Raw genomic sequence first — 18,163 nt, 5'->3', positions numbered from 1 at the left:
ACTGACCACCGATACAGGGATCGAATTCGGTAAAGGCTTTCTTTTGACCGATCGATTCATGGTCACGCCCGCCATTCAGGGTGGAGAGATGGTGGCCGGAATTCGATGTACATAGCGAGCAGTTGGACGAACGGTCTCACGCTGCATCTTGGGGCGGTCTACGCGTTCTGATCCATGGGCAGGCCGTCTCATTCCGGCGGCTGCCCGTCTCTCCACCCGGGCATGGCTTGCAGGCAGGCCACCTTGTCTGCCCGAAGCGGACCACGCGAGAGAATGAGAACCTGATCGCCTTTCATACTTCCGGACCGACTGTCCTGCGCAAGAGAACCTGCGGAATAACGCATGGGACAGATGCCGACGAAATTCAGTGAGGTGCGCGCGCATGTCCGATGCAGAAACTCCCACTCCGCTTTTTTGAGCGAATTGAAGAACAGCACCATAGCGCCGCCCGGCTTCAGACGATCGGCCGCCGTCTCCAGAACGGCACTCATGTCCGTCACATAGGCCGTCGTGGTCTTGCCGCGTGTTCTGGCATTGGACACCACAATTTCCCGCTCCATCTCGGCTTCCAGCCCGAGCGTTGCATTCCACAATTCCGAAAGCTCGAAATAGGGGATGCGATCCCCATGAGGAGGATCGGTGATCAAAAGATCCACGCTGCCATGCAGAAGATCTTTCATCAGATCGAGCGCATCGGTCTGCCGGATGAGAGGTGCTTCCGCGACCGACTCCACATTGTGCGGAAGCGCCCGCAGCAACCGCGCGGCGCGGGAAGCAAAACAGTTCCAGACATTGATCTCGAAATGCCGCCGTGGCCGCCAGTAGCCCACGGTCCAGCTTCCTACCTCCGGCCGATCCGGTGTCTTGCCTGTCGTGCCCTTCCGCCCACTGATGGCGAATACCATGCGCGACATCTGACCGATGGCGGCCGTCAGGGTCAGTTCGAACGCTTCGCGCAGCGGCGGAGCTATGTCAGCGATGGCTTCGCGCAACAGACGGATATTGTGAAGAGCGCGTCCCGTGAACAGATCGGACCATTGCAGAGAAGAATGGGCGTTGATGCGGGCATTATCGAACATACGGAGCGTGCGCGCACCGGGATCGGTCACATCCTCATAGCGAACCGCCAGCAGAACATCCTCTGCCACGAGCACACGCTCGACCCGACGGACCGTGCCAACGGGGCGCATCCATACGCGAGAAAGTCTCCCGTCTTCCCATAATAGATGACTCACCGTGCCTTCCGGCGTCACGCCATAAGACGCCTCAATGACCGGCCTCAGACGCGCCTCTATCTGCGCCAGTTCCGTACGATATGCCTCCCGCACACAGGGACGCACGAGAAACGATGAGAGTTTTACGGAAAACGGATTGAGATCACCGCCAACGAACCGTCGCCCCAAGGAGGTCGCCTCCCGGGCGGTCACACCCGAGCCGAGGAAGGGATCGCACACCATATCTCCCGGCTCGCTCAACAGTTCGATCAGGAAACGCACCGGTTCAGCAGGCTTTTTCCCCCAGTAACGATGGAAGCTGTAAAGCCCGCCATGCGGCTTCGGAGAAGTCAGTGCCGCGATACCCTGACGGACCATTTCGTCCTGTGCGGAGGTGTTCATGACGGCACATTCACGAAACAGAAACCCGTCATCGCGTTTTGTGTGCGGAACCGTGAGGGACGGCCTCCCGTTTCATGTCCAATCGTGTCACAGTCATCGCTTATTCGGATCGTCGAGTCAGTCAGGAAGTCCATGCTGTTCAGATCACTCCCCGGCGCGTCCGTTGCGGGCCTGTGCGCCCTGTTTGCCTCGACCTTCATTGCCGTCACGACTGAAGTGGCGCCCGTTGGCCTTCTGATCGATGTAGCCCACACCTTTGGAATCAGTGAAGGCCATGCCGGTCTTGCCGTCAGCGCCTATGCCTTGCTGGTGGCGCTGGGAGCGGTGCCGCTGACCATCGTCACCGCGCGTATGGACCGCAAGCTGCTGATGCTGCTGTCGCTTGCGGCCTATGTGCTGTCCAATCTCATCTCCGCCATGGCGCCAACCTTCGCCCTCGTGTGCTTCGGCCGGGCCATCGGCGGCGCGGCGCACGCGCTGCTCATGTCCATCGCCGCCGCGTATGCCGCCTATCTCGTCCCTGAAAAAATGACAGGCCGCGCCATCTCCTTCGTGTGGGGCGGCACATCGCTCGGCTCCGTGCTGGGTGTTCCGGGCGCCGCCGCCATCGGACTGAGTCTGGGCTGGCGCGCGGCACTTTACGTGATGGCAGGACTGGCGCTTCTGCTCACCCTCTTCATCGCGCTCTATCTGCCCCGCGTACAGGCTCCTGTCGGCGGCACACCCACCCTGCCCTCGCTCCGGTCCCGGCGTGCGCTGCATGTCCTCGGCGTGGTCGTGGCGGTCAACATCGTGCTCTTCTTCGCTCACAACCTGCTCTACACCTATGTCTCTCCGCTCCTGCTGCATCATGGTCTGCCAGAGAAATATCTAAGCATTGCCTTGGTCATCACCGGCGGCATGAGCATTGTAGGGTTATGGTGTGCCGGTCAGGTCGTCGATCACAAGCCTTCTGCGGGACTGGTCGGGGGTGGACTGGCCATGCTGCTGGGCATGGGGCTGTTATATGGACAGTTTCTCCCCGGCTGGCTCAGCGTTGGAGCGGTCGGTCTCTGGTGCGCGGGTTATGCCGGGATCATCCCCTTCCTGATGTCAGGTGCCATTCGCGCCCGCGCCACGAGCGCCGATGTGGCGGGAGCGGCCATCAATGGCGGCAGCAATGTGGGCATCCTGCTCGGCTCCGCCGTCGGGGGACAACTGCTCACGTCCTGCGGATTCAATGTGCTTGTGCCAGCAGCCGTATGCATCACGCTTACAGGCGTTGTGCTGGCCATGTGCAGTCCGGCCGCATTTCCAAGGACGCTCCACAAGGAAGACACTGCGCATTCAGGCTGAATATCTCGTCGTGAAAATGACCCGCTATTTCTTGTCTTCCAGCCCGGCCGGAGCAAGGTTGGCAAGTCCACGATCCACCCAGGACGTCGGATGGTTGGCAATTTCGCTCCGATCCTTGCGCATCATGGTGGCCCGCACGAGTGAGCCACCCAAATAACGCAAGGGCTCAGGCGGAAACCGTCGGGCATGACGATTCACGAGACCGTTCTCTGTCCATCGCTCACGCCGTCCAAGCGCAAGTCCGGCCAGAATACGTCCACCAATCCGACTGGGGCTGACGCCATTTCCACTCCAGCCAATGCCGTAAATTATATGCGGCGCATCCGGTATCGTGCCCAGCAACGGCAGGCTGTCATAGGTGCGATTGATCGGACCGGACCTCGTTCTGGCCAACGGCACATCCGCCAGCATGGGATAGACCCTGCGGAAATCCGCCGTCGCCTCCCGAATACCGACAGGATCATGGAACACAGCTTCAGACGGCTCTCCCGTGTAATAAAGCCGACCTCCGCCTTTTCCGAAGATGATGCGTCCGTCTCGCGTCGTGCGGTAATACGTGACGGTCGCCTGTGAATCCGTGATGCTTTCCCCACCGGTCCAGCCAATGTCCGCGAGACGATCAGGAATGGGCGGTGTCGCCACAATCGCACTGCCAACGCAGACAAATTCACGCCGTAACTCCGGCACGCTGGCGGCCCATGCGTTAGTGGCAATCACCACACGATCAGCCGTGACGCTGCCGCGCTTTGTCCTGAGCACCGCCGGACGGGTTCGCTCCAGCGCCATGACCCGGGTGTGCTCATAAATCTCCACACCAAGCTTTTTAGCGATCCGAGCGAGGGCCACGCCCAGACGCTCCGGATGGACAGTTCCGTTGATCGTCTCGCACACCCCTGCGATGTGAGAGGAGGAGCCGGTACGCTTGGCCAGTTCTTCGCGGGTAACAGCGCGAAAAATATTGCCTCGCCCAAGCCTTTCGGCCGCTTCCACCACAGGCAGCCAGCTTCCGACATGCGCTGGAGCCGTGGCGGTCCAGAGCCACCCGGCACGGCGATATTCAGCATCGCCCCATGCGCGGCGAGATAGTCGCCCAGTTCACCCGCTGCCCGCGTCGTCTCATCGGCAAGCCAGACGGCATCGTCCGTGCCACAGACCCGCATGAGACTGGCGATCTTGGGCCACCATGACATCACGAAGCCACCGTTAAGGCCCGATGCCCCGCCCCCACATTCCTCGGCTTCGAGCAGCGTCACCTGTCGTGCCGGTTCGAGCGTTTTCAGGGCAATGGCTGTCCAGAGCCCGACAAATCCACCTCCGATGATGGCGATATCCGTCGAAACATCATGATCGAGAGAACCGAACTGCGGCCGTTCGCCGTTAATATCGGTGAGCCATTGTGAACGGTCAGACATGCACTACGGTCCTCGGCAAGCAGCATGGCTCCACCAAGGCTACGGACCGCACTCTCCAGATCGATAATAAGTTTTCCTTATAGACATGTGCATCGGCATCTGACGTTCATCCGCCGGAATGTTTTCCTGTCGGCTGCACTCTGGCCGCAAAAATACGGCCCTGCCGGTAAAACACCCAGACACGATGCGTCGCAAACCAGTCCGATCCCAAAAGCATATCCACGGGTTCAGCGATGGGTGCCACGGTCAGAACGGGATTGGTCTCGGTCTCACCGCCAATGGCCAGCGTATGGAAGCGATGCCAGCGATAGACGGATTCGCGCCCGTCCACACCGGTCGATGTGCCCCCCGGGTCCGTGGCAAGGTCCGATTCCGTCACACCTATCGCCTCGGCCGCCCGACGCGAGACGATGCGCGAGCGTGCCCCACTATCCAGCAACGCCACAAGCTCATGACCGTCCAGTTGTACATGAAGCAGGATACGATGCGCCTGCATTTCGCCACGTATTTCCTGCCAGCGCAGTCCTTTGACGGTCGGCGGCGCCAGATCGCAGGCGGCGCTTTCACGCGCCGAGGACATCCAGAAACCCAGCCGCCCATCTGGGGCATCGAACTCCAGGACGTCCTGCCCCACAACATCTCCCCCCAGCAGCCCCTCAATGGGCGGGTGAATGTTCGGGCGGCTGGGCAAAATGCCCAAAGGCATGGACAGCGGGCCGAAACTCAGATCGCCCAGACGAAGCTGGGGGACGATCACATTGGGCACGATTCCGCCCGATCCCCCGGTGCCGCTGACATGCGTCTGAGCACCGGGATCGGCGGACAGTTCCAGAAACCGCGCAAACCACGGCGACAGGAGACTCCCTTGCGAGCCTGTGTCCACAATGAAGCTGGCCGTGTGTCCATGAATGGTGCCGGGAGTGGACAGGAATCCCATATCGTCCCGCAGAGGCACGTCCGCGAGACGGGTCATGGCGCAGGACGGACGGGGCGCTGCCTGCGCGACGGATGCCCCCAGCAGGACAGTGACACACACCGCGCCCAGTTTTGCCATAGAGAAAAAGGCGTGGCTGCGCCTGTCCCCTTTTTTAGCCAAGGTCACGGGCAAACCGATCCGTGGCCGCAATGAGAGCGGAGAGAATGCCCGGCTCCGACATGGCGTGTCCGGCATCGTCGATCAGCCGAAACTCGGCCTCCGGCCATGCCCGGTGCAGATCCCATGCCGTGCGAACAGGCGTGGCGATGTCGTAGCGTCCCTGCACGATGAATGCCGGAATATGACGAATACGGTCCACGTCGCGAATGAGCTGACCTTCCGCCAGCCAGCCGCCATGCACGAAATAGTGGTTTTCGATGCGCGAAAACGCCAGCGCGTAGGTCGGATCTTCATGCTGCTTCACCATTCCCGGCGAAGGAAGCAGCGTAAGTGTGGACCCTTCCCACACGGACCACGCAATGGCCGCGCGCTCCCGCTCCGCCGCATCGTCGCCTGTCAGGCGACGGTTATAGGCCGCCATGAGATCACCGCGCTCGGCCTCCGGAATGGGGGCAAGAAATGCCTCCCACTTGTCGGGAAACAGCCACGCTCCACCGCCCTGATAGTACCACAGCAGTTCCTCGCGTCTCAGCGTGAAAATGCCGCGCAGGACCAGTCCCGCCACCCGCTCGGGATGCGTCTCGGCATAGGCCAGCGCCAACGTGGATCCCCATGAGCCGCCGAACACCACCCATCGGTCCACACCCACCATTTCACGCAATCGTTCGATGTCGGCCACGAGATGCCATGTCGTGTTGTTCTCAAGCGAAGCGTGGGGCAGCGAGCGCCCACAGCCGCGCTGATCGAACAGCAGGATGTCATAGCGCGCCGGATCGAACATGCGGCGCTGCATGGGCGAGCAGCCGCCTCCCGGTCCTCCGTGCAGGAACACCACAGGCAGGCCGCCGGGCGTACCGCATCGCTCCCAATAGACAAGATGTCCATCGCCCGTGTCGAGATGACCATGGGCATAGGGTTCGATGGGCGGATAGAGCATGTGGGCTGTCTCGGTCATGACTTGTCTCCTGCTCCCTTTGTGGCCCGAGGATGCGCCTTTTGCCAGACGTCCAGAAGCCGCGCCTCGTCCGCCAGCGTATAACGCTGGGTCGTGGAGAGGCTGGCATGGCCCAGAAGTTCCTGAATGACCCGCAGATCCGCGCCACCTTCCATCATGTGGGTCGCGAAGGAATGACGCAGGGCATGCGGCGTCGCATGATCCGGCAATCCCTCCCCCTTGCGCCATGTCCGCATGGCACGTTGGGCAACGGCGGCGTTCAGCCGCCCGCCCCGGACCCCCACGAAAAGCGGTTCATCTTTTGCCGGTGATGGGTGCAAGCCCCGCCAGCGCCGCAGCGCTTCTTCCACCCGCGGCACAAGAGGGGCCAGACGCTCCTTGCCGCCTTTGCCGCGAATACGCAGCGCGCCACTCCCCAGCGCGATGTCCAGATCGCCCACATCGAGCGAAAGCGCCTCGGAAATACGCAGGCCACACCCATACAGGAGAAGAAACAATGCCCGGTCACGTTCCTGCGCCATGGCGTCGCTCTCATGGGCGGCGACCTCCTCTCCCACCTCCATTGCGGCTTCCACTGGCAGCGGACGGGGCAGCGGGCGTTTGGTGCGGGGCGTGGTCAGCAGGCTTGGAGCCGGGTTTTCAACGCCAAGATGACGGGCAAGAAAGCGGTAGAACGAGCGCAATGCCGAGACGCGCCGCGCTCGCGTGCGGGCGGCCTTGTCGCGCGTGGTAGGGCGGCCGCCGATCCGTGGGGCAAGAGCCTCGGTCTGTTCATGTGCCAGCCATGCGCGCAGATCCGCAAGAGCGGTCGTGCGCAATGTGTCGAGGGACGGCTCACCTCCATGATGGCGTGTGAGAAAAGCAAGGAAACGCGCCAGATCGCCCCGATAGGCATCGATGGTGTGCAGCGACGCTCCTTTCTCGGCCACCATCCACGCCAGAAACTGACGCAGCGCGTCCTCGGCCGTCACGTCGCGCGTCTCCCCGATGAGGCGAGACAGAACCGGACGATGGGGGTAGAGAGAGCCGTCATGGTGCAGAGCAGCTTACTGGAACCGATCGCCCCGCGAAAGCGCGTCTCCGTGCTGCTGCCTTTGCCGTTTCCTGCCCCGCTCGATTACGCCGTACCAGAAGTTCTGGCCGGGCATCTTTCACCTGGAGACGTGGTGGCCGTGCCGCTGGGAGGACGCCGTGAAACCGGCGTGGTGTGGGAACCCACCCCTCTGCCCGCTGACCTTGCCTTTCCAGTGGCACCGGAAGTGGCGGCATCCCGCCTGCGCCCCATTCGTGAACGGCTGGACCTACCGCCGCTATCACGCGAACTGCGCCGCTTCATCGACTGGGTGGCGGCCTATACACTAGCACCTCCCGGCATGGTTCTGGCCATGTGCCTGCGCTCTCACCTTCGCAGCATACAAGGAAGCGCCCCCACCGCAGGCTGGGTGCGACAGGGCGATCTCCCCGCAGGCCTGCGCCTGACTCCCGCGCGAAAAGCCGTGCTGGAAGCCCTATCCACAGGTGCAGAGCCTCTCACCACGACGGAACTTGCCGAAAAGGCCAATGTCGGCGCGTCCGTGGTGCGCGGACTGGCGGATGCAGGTGTGCTGCGAAGTGTGGTGATACCGCCACCACCGCCTTTTGCTCTGCCCGATCCCCTGCACAGGCTTCCGGTTCTCGAAGGCGCACAGGCGATTGCTGCAAGCGAATTGCGTGGCCGTGTGCAGGAACGCGCCTTTTCCGTGACCTTGCTTGAAGGTGTCACGGGTTCCGGCAAAACCGAGATCTATCTCGAAGCCGTGGCGGAATGTGTACAGATGGGCCGACAGGCGTTGGTCCTGCTTCCCGAAATCTCGTTATCCGCTCAATGGATGGACCGTTTCACACGGCGCTTCGGTGTGCGACCGGCCGTGTGGCATTCCGAGATCGGACAGAAAGCGCGCCGCCTGACATGGGCCGCCTGCGAAGACGGCACGGCGAAGGTCGTGGTTGGTGCAAGATCAGCTCTGTTCCTGCCTTTTTCCGATCTGGGCCTCGTGATTGTGGACGAAGAGCACGAAGGCACATTCAAGCAGGAAGACGGCGTCACTTACAACGCCCGCGACATGGCCATCGTACGGGCGCGTCTTGCGGGCAGTCCCGTCATTCTGGCCTCTGCCACGCCCAGTCTGGAAACACTCAACAACGTGGAAACCGGGCGTTATCGCCATCTGGTACTCGCGGCACGGCACGGGGGCGCCTCCATGCCGGACACGCGCGTGATCGACATGCGCGAAACACCACCGCCCCGTGGGCTGTTTCTCTCTCCCGTTCTCGTGGACGGCATCAAGGCGCGGCTGGAACGTGGCGAACAGGCCATGCTGTTTCTCAACCGCCGTGGTTACGCGCCCCTGACCCTGTGCCGCACATGCGGACACCGAATGGAATGCCCGCACTGCACGTCATGGCTGGTGGAGCATCGCCGCAAGCATGTGCTGGCCTGTCATTACTGCGAACATGTGGAACCCGTTCCGCAGGCTTGCCCGAGTTGCGGTGAAACCGATAGCCTCACCGCCATCGGTCCCGGCATCGAACGGATCACCGAAGAAGCTCGCAGCGAATTTCCCAACGCCCGCATCCTCGTCATGGCCAGTGACACAATCAGTGGTCCGAGCGCCACGGCCGAAGCCGTGGAGAAAATCAGTCGTCGCGAGGTGGATCTCATTATCGGCACGCAGATTGTCGCCAAAGGCTGGCACTTTCCCCATCTCACGCTGGTGGGTGTGGTCGATGCGGATCTTGGTCTTGGGGGTGCCGATCTGCGAGCGGGCGAACGGACGATGCAACTCCTGCATCAGGTGGCCGGACGCGCGGGACGCGCCGAAGCGCCGGGCGAAGTTCTATTGCAAAGTTTCTCGCCACTGCATCCGGTCATGCAGGCGCTGGTGTCAGGCGATTTCGCCGCGTTCATGACAGAGGAAGCCGAGCAGCGACGGCCCGGATTCTGGCCGCCTTTTGGCCGACTGGCCGCATTGATCGTCAGTTCGGAGCACGCAGACGCCGCCGATCGCGCTGCCCGTGATCTTGGGGCCGCCGCGCCTCATGGAGAGGGCGTTGAAGTGCTTGGCCCCGTTCCCGCGCCGCTGGCCGTTCTACGGGGACGACACCGGCGCAGACTGCTTCTCCGCACGCATCGTAACATTGCCGTGCAACCGATCCTGCGCCGCTGGCTGGCTCAGATGCCCCTGACAAGCAGCGTCCGTGTGGATGTGGATGTGGATCCGGTTTCGTTCATGTGAGGGCGTCAGCGCCCGCAAGAATGAAATGTCCTTTTTCTTCGCCCAACCGCTGCCGCAACCATCGCGCGGCCGGACCATGCGGCCGGGCTTTGCTCCACACAACGGCCAAAGGAGCTTGCCTGGGAGATGGATCGAACAACAATTCCGGCGTGACAATACGGGGTGAAACCGTGGACGACGCCAACACATGGTCACAAACGAAGGCCCATCCCACTCCCGCCCCGACCAGTTCAAGAATGACCCAATTGCTCTCCACCCACCAGACATCGGACGCCACGCGCAACTGCTTGCGTTCGCGCGTTCGGTCCCGGGTAGCCACGAGAATCTGACGGTATCGCTTGAGGTCTTCCCACGCCACCGGCTTATCGGCGAGTGGATGGTCACGACCGCAGACCAGACGCAACAGCACATGCCCGATGCTGTGAAACGCAAGGGAGGTCGGCGGCACATCCTGCTGATACATCACCCCGATATCGGCAGCGCCGCTCTGCACCAGCGCCCCCACATCTTCCATCAGCGGCAGCAGGATCTCCAGTTCCACATGCGGGAACCGCGCAGCGAATTCCGCGAAGACACGCGCCATCGCGCGCTCTGGATAAAGCTCGTCAATCGCCACGACGAGGCGGTTTTCCACCCCTTCCTCCAGAGAGCGCGCGACGCCGATCATATGATCACGGCGCTCAAGCACCACGCGCGCTTCTTCCAGCAGGCGCTGTCCCTCCGCCGTCAGGACCGCTTCGCGTCCATCGCGTGAAAACAGTGTCAGCCCCAGATCGGCTTCAAGATTGCCGATCTGCGTGCTGATTGCTGATTGAGCGCGACCGAGCTGCCGCCCGGCAGCCGAAAACGATCCCGCCTCCACGGCGGCCACAAAGGCCTGAAGCTGATCGAAAGACACCTCCACAGACCCATCTCCTTTTTAGATGGATGCCAACTTTATATTCGACAAAAGGGAGATAGGTTGCCGCGCATGTCAACCGAAACCCAATCCTCCCCCGCCATGCGGAGCGGCCTCGACCGGCTGCGTCAGGCCCTTCTTTTCGAGTGCCTCGCGCTGGCTCTCGTCATTCCTTCCGGCAGCGTGCTGTTTGGCGTGCCGACCTCCCACATGGGAGCGATTGGCGTCGGAAGCGCCATCACCGCGACCATCTGGAATTATGTCTACAACGTGCTGTTCGATCGGTTCATGGGACGCCTGACCGGCTCCACCCACAAGACCATCGCCGTGCGTGTGCTTCACACAGTGCTGTTCGAGGCCGGACTTCAGGTCGTGCTTCTGCCCGCCATTGCGCTGTATCTCGGTGTCTCGCTCATACAGGCTTTTTCCATGAGCATGAGCATCGCGCTGTTTTATCTGGTGTATGCGTTTTTCTTCAACATGGCTTACGATGCGCTGTTTCCGGTCGGGGCAAACACGCCAAAGCGTGCCCTCAAAACAGCCTCTCATCAGGAAGCCTGAATCACCTGCGGCTTTTACTGTTTTTCCCGATGTGCGATGTGTGGAACCGAAACATTGTCCGACCACCCCGATCGGGCGCAATTGCAGTGAGCCCCACCCGATGAACACGCGCCTTCCGGCTCTTCTTGTCCTCCTTGCCGCCACCGGTTGTTCCTACACGATCGATCCGCTCAAGAACTATTGTGCGGAGCCGGACATCGCTGCCGCCATCGTGAAGACGGCCAATGCGCCCTCACCGCTGCCAGACGTCACCAATCCGCCCGCCTCAAGCGCTGCCACGACATTCACGAACGGCACCATACGGGACTCGCTGTTCGGCTCGCATTATCAGGTTCTCGCCTGTCAGGGCACACTGACCCGTGCCGATGGCACGCAGGAAAAAGGCATCGCCGTTGCCAGCCGCAAGGATGGCAATACGGGCTGGCGCGATCTGTGGCTTGACCCTGCCTCGCCCGACTACATGCGCGCATGGCTGTCGGATGAACGCATGAGCGCCTTCAAAGAGCGACAGATCAACGAAAAGATTGCCCGCACACCGACGCAGTGCAAACCCTACGCCGAAGACCTCTTTCACCAGACGCACACCACAGGACTGGAAGACGGCGCGCTGCGTTCCACCCTCTATAGCTGTCTCTCGGCACATCACTTCAAGCCCATGCTCGCCCCGTCAGGTGTGGCGCGCGGCCAAGGTGCCCAGCCGCTTCCCACTTTCTACATTCCTTATTACCTCAATCCCGAGATCGAACTGAGCGGCCTGCAATATTACTGATCGCTCTCATCTGAACTTCATGAGAGCACGACGGCAAGCATCCGTCTGACATGAACGACGGATGCTTGCATCCCGTCACCGTTCGGTCTCTGCTGCGGACCTTCTCCTTCGTCCCTCCTTGCAGAAACGGAGACAGGCTATGCGCGCCGTTGGCTATCAGAAGTCGCTTCCCATCACGGACGAGAATGCGCTCGTCGATATCGACCTTCCCACACCTCAGGCTACGGGACGCGACCTGCTGGTCGAAATCAAGGCCGTCTCGGTCAATCCGATTGACACCAAGGTCCGCAAGCGAGCCGAACCTCCTCCGGGTGAATGGAAAATACTCGGTTGGGACGCTGCGGGCATCGTGCGACAGACCGGTCCCGGCGTGACACGGTTTCGCCCCGGTGACGAGGTCTGGTATTCCGGGGCCGTAACCCGCCCCGGCACCAACAGCCAGTTTCATCTGGTCGATGAACGCATCGTCGGCCACAAGCCGAAATCGCTGAACTGGGCACAAGCCGCCGCCATGCCGCTGACAACCATCACCGCATGGGAGATGTTGTTCGACCGGCTCGACATCAGCCGCCCTATTCCGGGCGTAGCCTCTGCCCTGCTCATCATCGGAGCGGGCGGAGGTGTCGGCTCGATGGCGGTCCAGCTTGCCAAACGGCCCGGGAACGTCCTCGTCATCGGCACGGCATCACGTCCCGAAACGACGGAGTGGGCACGCGCTCTTGGCGCGGATCATGTCATCGATCATGCAAACCCGCTCGCCCCTCAGATTGACGCGCTGGGACTTGGCGCTCCGGGCTTCGTATTTTCCACCACACGCACCGACCAGCATTTCCCCGATGTCGTGAAGCTGATCGCACCGCAAGGTCGTTTCGGGCTTATCGACGATCCGCCGTCGCTCGATGTCATGCCTTTCAAGGCCAAGAGCGTGTCCACCCATTGGGAGTTGATGTTCACGCGCACCACCTTCGGGACGAGCGACATGATCCGTCAGGCGGAGATATTGGAAGAGGCGTCAAATCTCGTGGACGCGGGCGTGCTGCGCACCACCCTGACGGAGGTGTTCGGTCCGATCAACGCTACCAACCTGCGGCGTGCCCATGCCCTGCTGGAAAGCGGCACGGTCAAGGGCAAAATCGCTCTTGAAGGCTTCGGAATCTGAAACAGTAGGCCGGGATTGAAGCCCGGCCTTCAGGATTTAAGGCGTGGAAGACGACGGCTCAGGCGGCAAAGAACGCAACGCCGCAGCAATCTGATCGGAGGCCTGCCCGAGCAATGTGCTCAGCGCCCCCACCAGCGCTTCCGTCCCCGCCGCCGCTGGAGCCGTCAGATGCAGCGACTGCGCGATCCGCGCCGTATCGCTGTCGGCGCGATGCACCACCACCTGCATATCCAGCACGGCTGGGCCACCAGCACCCTCTCGCGAGAAACGGGTCACGACCAGTTCGACAAAAGCCTGCGGATCGCTGGCCGTCGCATCGTCTTGCACAAAGAACGTCGTGCCCGGCAGGCGCTGGCGCAGATCCGCCACCACTACATGCGGGATCTGGGCGGAAAGCGGCGCGCTCCATGCGTCTGTTGTCGCAACATCGAGCTTGTAACCGCTGTCATCCAGCACGATCCGATCACGATCCAGCGTCTCGGGAATGGTCGGTTTGCGAACTTCCACCAAGGTTGGAACGGTCGTCGAGGTGAGACCATATCCCGTTGCACCGCCTGCACGCGCAGCCGATGGCTGCAACGAATACAGGCTGGGCGTTGAAGAACTGCACGCCACCAGTGTCACACCTGTCACGCTCAGCAGGAGGGTTCCGAGAACGGTACGGCGCACGCGAACGGCAGAGGAAGTCGGAAGAAAGTGAGCCATGGCTTAGCGTCCCGTAACGATCGACGAGGGATGATTGGTCAGGAAATCGGTCATGAAACGCAGCGAACGCGCTGTCTCTCCCAGTTGCACGACCATGGCTTGCAGGCTTCTGTGGAAGTCCGTGTCGCCGCCATAGCTTCCCAGCAGTTTGTTGGCATTCTTCAGCGTCCGGTCGAGTTGATCGCTCATTTCCGGCAGACGCTTCATGAGTGGCTGCATGCCCTTGTCAGCGTTGTCGGCCAAACGATGCAGACTGCGCAGCGAATCACGCAACTGGACAAGAGCCTCTTTCACCTCCGGACTGTTCACGCGCTGATCTGCGTGAGCGAGCAGATTGTTGGCGTTGTCGCCAATCTGCTCGAACGGCATGGCCGCCAGCTTGTCGGACACGGTGGAGAGCGACTGCATGATGCCGCTCATGCCACCCGCCTGACTCGGGATAACCAGCGCATCCCCTTCCATCCATGTCTTGGCTGGGGTCGCTTTCTTCACGAAGTCGAAGGAAATATTGGTTTCGCCCGTCAGCATGCTCAGGCTGCTGGCGGAAGCGCGCATTCCGTTGTCCACAAGCGCCTGCATGGTCTGCAACATGCCATCATGACGGATCTGGGAGGGCGGCAGAATACGCTCGGGCTGCACATCCATGGCAACGCGAACCCGTGCATGACCGGTCTTCTGGTCAAGCTGCAATTTCACATCCGTCACCGAACCGATCTGGATGCCGAACATGGTGACAGAGCTTCCCGAGGTCAGGCCGGCAACAGAAGACGAAAGATAGGTCACGACGGGCAGACGCTCATGATATCCGGCGTCATCCGCCGTATCCTTGTCATCATAGAGCTGGAAAATCGTATTGGCGGGTGCTTCTTCCGCCTCTTCGACAGAATTGGCCGAACGATTGAGGGAGAACGCCACACCACCCGAGAACAGCGCCTGAATGGACTGCATCTGCACCTTCAGGCCGCCCGCTCCGAACCCGACTTTCACACCGGAGACATTCCAGAAGCGCGTGTTGGTGCGCAGATAATGATCATATGGCTCGCGCACAAAGAACTGGATCAGCACGGGCCCCACGCCGCCGGGCGGCAGCGTGTAGCCAAGCACTTCTCCCACATCCACGTCACGGAAGAACACGGGCGCGCCCGGTCCAATGGAACCGATGGCCGGCGCCACGAGGGTATAGGTCCGGCCCGGCTGATCGGACTGGATGCCGGGGGGCGATTCAAGTCCCGTGAACACCGTGGTGCGCTGTCCACCCGGCGGCCCCGGATCGAAGGCGATATACGCGCCTGAGAGCAGCGTCTCCAACCCCGTCACGCTCGCGCCGTTGATGCGCGGACGCACCACCCAGAAGCGTGACTTGTCCGTCAGCAATCCGGAAGCGCTGGCGGTCATCTGCACCCGCACGTCAACATGGTGCTTGTCCTTGGACAGCGTGATGGAGTCGACAGTGCCCAGCGTCACGGCCTTGTTCTTCACCTGTGTCTGACCGCTGGTCAGGCCATCGGCGGTGTCGAAACTGATGAGAATCTCGGGACCACGATCATACAGGCTTCGCCATAACAAAAAGACGGCAATCAGCACCGAGAGGATCGGGATGATCCAGATTATGGAGAAGCGGGTCTTGTTGACAGTCGCCACCGGCAGCGCGTCGTCATCGTCGTCCTGACCACGCGGGGGAGAAGAATTCTGATCCGAAGTCACGCTTGCACCGGCTCCATGTCGCCCCGTTCGAGGGCCTCGTCCTCGTGCGCAAGGCACGACTGACCCGTTGTATTGTCACTGCGCGGAGGGGCATCCGCCCGCAGTTTCCCATTACGCCCCGCCGCATCCCACATCAGACGGGGATCGAAGCAATGGGCAGCGAAAATGGTCAGCACCACGACCGCAGCAAACGACACCACGCCCGCATTGGCACGAATATTGGCAAGGGAACTGAACCGCACGACGGCCACGAGAATGGAAATCATGAACACGTCGATCATGGACCAGCGACCGATAATGTCGATCATCCGGAAAAGCTTGGAACGAAAGAGCAGTTTCTTTGCGGAGCGGCGCTTCGTCGTCCAGATCATGTAAGTCAGCCCCACGATCTTGGCGACCGGCACCGTCACACTTGCGAACAGAACCAGCAGGGACAGCGGGATCATCCCATCTTCCCACAACTCAATCGCGCCTTCGATAATGGTGTGGCCCGTTCCGTTTCCCACCTTGATGACGGTCATGACCGGAAAGAGATTAGCGGGAAAATAGAAAATAAAGGCTGAAAGAAGAAGGGCGACGGTCCGTGAGATACTGTTTACCTTGCGACGTCGCAGATCGTGGCCGCAACGTGGACACACCCCGACCGAATCCGTCTGGGGAACCGGCTGCGGGAAAACGCCGACAAGACCGCAGGAATGACACGACAGCATGTGCTCATGGGGCGGCAGACCGTCGAGATCATGCACGGAAACCCGATCGACCTTCATCCGCCGTCCATCGGGAAGCTGCAATGTCCCCTCAACCCGGCGTCGCTGCCAGATCCACTCCTGATCCAATGTCTGGTCGGTTGCCGCCATGCTGATCATCAGCGCCGCGATGAGATAGCACGCCGTCCCAACCTCCACATGCGCCAGATCCACGAGCTTCGTGTAAGCCACGAAAATCCCGAGGATGTACACCTCCATCATCGACCATGGACGCAGCTTGTCGTACCAAGCCATCAGGTTGGGCGCCCAGTCCGGCAGTTCTTCGAAAAACCCGGCGGTAAGGATCAATCCCATGATGGCGATGACGATGCCGGGTGCGAGAACGGTCACAATGCCCACGAGCATCCCGACCTCTCCCCACCCCTCGTGCAAAAGCTCCATCGGCCCGGTCAGCAGATTGACCGTCCGCTCCCGACCGTAGAGATCAAGCGTCATCAGGGATGAGGCCAGCGTGGCGAGATAGAGAGCGGCGGAGGTGATACAGAACGCAAGCGGCGCGGCCAACGGAGCCGTTTTATTGCGGCGCTCAAGCACTTGCCCGCACCTTACGCAGCGGGCGGCTGTTCCGGGCTGCACCCTGTCAAGTTCTTGAAACTCCCCACAACAGGGACACTCGACCAGACCGTCAACGACCGTCACATGCGATGCCTGACGCCTCGGCCTGCGGGCCAGTTGGATGGCGCCACGATACAGACGCAAAGGAAGAGACGACGGCATGATGTCATCTTACCGCGAAGCTCACATTCCCGAAAGGCGATGGAGATATTTCAGCCATGCCAAAGAGTGACGGCTTGCAGCGACTTTTGGAGGAGACTTAATTTTATTGGAAAACCGCGAGGTTAGTGGTGCCGGTTAGAGGATTCGAACCCCTGGCCCCATCATTACGAAACTCGTGCTCCAAATACACACTGAAACGCACTGAACCGCATACAGTCGCAATATCAAATGGTTACGGTGGACAGTGAATGTGGCGGTTACGAACCCAGCCGCACAGAAACGCCCCGATTGCACTTTCAGATGAGTCCGGATTGAGTCCGGAAAATCCAATGACATGCTCCAAGATAAGCCCGGAGCATGGGAAAATTCAGGGAGTTACACTAATGTAGGTGTAACTGTGTAACTTGTGTAACACACATATATATTATATTGATTTTATTGTGTTTTTTGCCACCCACAGCGTTACACCTTGCATTTTCGAAGGTGTAACAGGTGTAACTACGGCTTGCCGATGAAGCTCACAAAACGGGAAATAGACGGCCTCGCCTGCCCGCCAGGGAAACGGGACGCCATGTTCATGGATGAGGAGCTTCGAGGCTTCGGGATCCGAGTGACCGAGGCGGGAAGCAAGGTGTTCCTGTTCCAATATCGCTTTGCTGGTCGCGTGCGACGGCTGGTTCTGGGGCCTTATGGCGACCTGACACCTGCTCAAGCTCGTAGACTGGCCGAGGAGGCTCGTGGACGAGTGCTGGCTGGCGGTGATCCGCTCGGGGAAAGAAAAGCCCGCGCGCTGGCCGCTCAGGCGGAAATGGTGCGACGTACGGCGGAAGCGGCTGCCGACGCCCTGACACTGGATGTCCTGATCGATCGGTGGCAGATCGGCCCTCTGTCTGATCGAAGCCCCTCCTATCGTAAGGAAGCTCCGGCTCGCCTGCGCTCCGGCCTGTCTGTCCTACTGGATCGTCCAGCCCGCTCCATCTCTACGACCGAGCTACAGGTGCAACTCGATGATCTGGCTTCCCGCCATCCCGTGGCAGCACGACGGCTTCATGCGCTTGGGCGCGCCATGTTCGGCTGGGCTGAAAGAGGTGGACCCGTCCGTTCGGACAGTTTTGCGGGCTTGATAAGCTATGCCCGGTTGTTGTTATGCCGCCCTTCTGACGGCGTTGCTGTTGGCCATCTGGTCCGGGGTTA

At 61.0% G+C, this 18,163-nt stretch carries 14 protein-coding genes and 2 pseudogenes; 6 read left to right on the top strand and 10 right to left on the bottom strand.

What is annotated here, in order from left to right; genetic code table 11:
* Positions 1-188: 188 nt before the first annotated feature.
* Positions 189-1,616, bottom strand: a complete 1,428-nt coding sequence (locus tag GOB87_RS12525; RefSeq protein ID WP_166317347.1) for a DNA methyltransferase — start codon at positions 1,614-1,616, stop codon at positions 189-191.
* 132 nt (positions 1,617-1,748) lie between these two features.
* Between GOB87_RS12525 and GOB87_RS12520 the strand changes: the two genes are divergently transcribed.
* Entirely contained in the window at positions 1,749-2,951 is a 1,203-nt protein-coding gene (locus GOB87_RS12520; RefSeq protein WP_166317344.1) for an MFS transporter, read from the top strand.
* A gap of 24 nt (positions 2,952-2,975) precedes the next feature.
* Here GOB87_RS12520 and GOB87_RS16855 read toward each other — a convergent pair.
* From GOB87_RS16855 to GOB87_RS12500, 5 genes and pseudogenes are all read right to left on the bottom strand, one after another.
* Positions 2,976-3,956: pseudogene (locus GOB87_RS16855) on the bottom strand (NAD(P)/FAD-dependent oxidoreductase); the annotation flags it as partial.
* Between the two features lie 173 nt (positions 3,957-4,129).
* A pseudogene (locus GOB87_RS16995) lies at positions 4,130-4,363 on the bottom strand (FAD-dependent oxidoreductase); the annotation flags it as partial.
* A 106-nt stretch (positions 4,364-4,469) separates the two neighbouring features.
* Entirely contained in the window at positions 4,470-5,417 is a 948-nt protein-coding gene (locus GOB87_RS12510) for a retropepsin-like aspartic protease (RefSeq protein ID WP_166317341.1), read from the bottom strand.
* A gap of 34 nt (positions 5,418-5,451) precedes the next feature.
* Positions 5,452-6,414: a prolyl aminopeptidase gene (gene pip, locus GOB87_RS12505; RefSeq protein WP_166317338.1), complete on the bottom strand. Its 963-nt coding sequence runs from the start codon at positions 6,412-6,414 to the stop codon at positions 5,452-5,454.
* Positions 6,411-7,385 carry a tyrosine recombinase XerC gene (locus GOB87_RS12500; protein ID WP_166317334.1) on the bottom strand — a complete coding sequence of 325 codons (975 nt, stop codon included), beginning with the start codon at positions 7,383-7,385 and terminating at the stop codon, positions 6,411-6,413. The genes pip and GOB87_RS12500 overlap by 4 nt, the downstream gene beginning before the upstream one ends.
* 60 nt (positions 7,386-7,445) lie before the next feature.
* Here GOB87_RS12500 and GOB87_RS12495 point away from each other — a divergent pair, with 60 nt between their 5' ends.
* Positions 7,446-9,689 carry a primosomal protein N' gene (locus tag GOB87_RS12495; RefSeq protein WP_166317331.1) on the top strand — a complete coding sequence of 748 codons (2,244 nt, stop codon included), beginning with the start codon at positions 7,446-7,448 and terminating at the stop codon, positions 9,687-9,689.
* Here GOB87_RS12495 and GOB87_RS12490 read toward each other — a convergent pair.
* A complete protein-coding gene (locus GOB87_RS12490) occupies positions 9,682-10,593 on the bottom strand; it encodes a LysR family transcriptional regulator (protein ID WP_166317328.1) in 912 nt (303 codons plus the stop codon). The genes GOB87_RS12495 and GOB87_RS12490 overlap by 8 nt on opposite strands.
* 66 nt (positions 10,594-10,659) lie before the next feature.
* Here GOB87_RS12490 and GOB87_RS12485 point away from each other — a divergent pair, with 66 nt between their 5' ends.
* The 3 genes from GOB87_RS12485 to GOB87_RS12475 all read left to right on the top strand — a co-directional run bounded on the left by GOB87_RS12485 (position 10,660) and on the right by GOB87_RS12475 (position 13,076).
* Positions 10,660-11,148 (top strand): PACE efflux transporter, encoded by a 489-nt coding sequence (locus GOB87_RS12485; protein WP_242006391.1) that lies wholly within the window; start codon positions 10,660-10,662, stop codon positions 11,146-11,148.
* Positions 11,149-11,248: 100 nt separating this feature from the next.
* Positions 11,249-11,917: a hypothetical protein gene (locus tag GOB87_RS12480; protein ID WP_166317325.1), complete on the top strand. Its 669-nt coding sequence runs from the start codon at positions 11,249-11,251 to the stop codon at positions 11,915-11,917.
* A 139-nt stretch (positions 11,918-12,056) separates the two neighbouring features.
* Positions 12,057-13,076 (top strand): zinc-binding alcohol dehydrogenase family protein, encoded by a 1,020-nt coding sequence (locus GOB87_RS12475; RefSeq protein ID WP_166317322.1) that lies wholly within the window; start codon positions 12,057-12,059, stop codon positions 13,074-13,076.
* 36 nt (positions 13,077-13,112) lie between these two features.
* Here the strand turns inward: GOB87_RS12475 and GOB87_RS12470 are convergent, their stop codons facing one another.
* The 3 genes from GOB87_RS12470 to GOB87_RS12460 are packed head-to-tail and all read right to left on the bottom strand — an operon-like array spanning position 13,113 to position 16,969.
* Entirely contained in the window at positions 13,113-13,781 is a 669-nt protein-coding gene (locus GOB87_RS12470) for a PqiC family protein (RefSeq protein WP_166317319.1), read from the bottom strand.
* A 3-nt stretch (positions 13,782-13,784) separates the two neighbouring features.
* Positions 13,785-15,485 (bottom strand): PqiB family protein, encoded by a 1,701-nt coding sequence (locus GOB87_RS12465; RefSeq protein ID WP_166317316.1) that lies wholly within the window; start codon positions 15,483-15,485, stop codon positions 13,785-13,787.
* Positions 15,482-16,969, bottom strand: a complete 1,488-nt coding sequence (locus tag GOB87_RS12460; RefSeq protein ID WP_166317313.1) for a paraquat-inducible protein A — start codon at positions 16,967-16,969, stop codon at positions 15,482-15,484. Before GOB87_RS12460 ends, GOB87_RS12465 begins: the two co-directional genes overlap by 4 nt.
* A 577-nt stretch (positions 16,970-17,546) precedes the next feature.
* Between GOB87_RS12460 and GOB87_RS12455 the strand changes: the two genes are divergently transcribed.
* Positions 17,547-18,163, top strand: a 617-nt coding sequence (locus tag GOB87_RS12455; protein WP_242006378.1) for an Arm DNA-binding domain-containing protein, incomplete at its 3' end; no start/stop codon positions are given.

It is taken from the genome of Acetobacter estunensis, assembly GCF_011516945.1.
GTDB classification, from domain to species: Bacteria; Pseudomonadota; Alphaproteobacteria; order Acetobacterales; family Acetobacteraceae; genus Acetobacter; species Acetobacter estunensis.
Note: the sequence above shows the minus strand (reverse complement) of the source record. Positions and strands in the feature narration are given on the sequence as shown.

What these genes read in the sequence shown, in the direction of transcription:
- GOB87_RS12470 (WP_166317319.1), bottom strand. Translation starts at nt 13,781, where the DNA reads ATGGCTCACTTTCTTCCGACTTCCTCTGCCGTTCGCGTGCGCCGTACC.
- GOB87_RS12495 (WP_166317331.1), top strand. Translation starts at nt 7,446, where the DNA reads ATGGTGCAGAGCAGCTTACTGGAACCGATCGCCCCGCGAAAGCGCGTC.
- GOB87_RS12485 (WP_242006391.1), top strand. Translation starts at nt 10,660, where the DNA reads ATGTCAACCGAAACCCAATCCTCCCCCGCCATGCGGAGCGGCCTCGAC.
- pip (WP_166317338.1), bottom strand. Translation starts at nt 6,414, where the DNA reads ATGACCGAGACAGCCCACATGCTCTATCCGCCCATCGAACCCTATGCC.
- GOB87_RS12525 (WP_166317347.1), bottom strand. Translation starts at nt 1,616, where the DNA reads ATGAACACCTCCGCACAGGACGAAATGGTCCGTCAGGGTATCGCGGCA.
- GOB87_RS12460 (WP_166317313.1), bottom strand. Translation starts at nt 16,969, where the DNA reads ATGCCGTCGTCTCTTCCTTTGCGTCTGTATCGTGGCGCCATCCAACTG.
- GOB87_RS12520 (WP_166317344.1), top strand. Translation starts at nt 1,749, where the DNA reads ATGCTGTTCAGATCACTCCCCGGCGCGTCCGTTGCGGGCCTGTGCGCC.
- GOB87_RS12510 (WP_166317341.1), bottom strand. Translation starts at nt 5,417, where the DNA reads ATGGCAAAACTGGGCGCGGTGTGTGTCACTGTCCTGCTGGGGGCATCC.
- GOB87_RS12475 (WP_166317322.1), top strand. Translation starts at nt 12,057, where the DNA reads ATGCGCGCCGTTGGCTATCAGAAGTCGCTTCCCATCACGGACGAGAAT.
- GOB87_RS12480 (WP_166317325.1), top strand. Translation starts at nt 11,249, where the DNA reads ATGAACACGCGCCTTCCGGCTCTTCTTGTCCTCCTTGCCGCCACCGGT.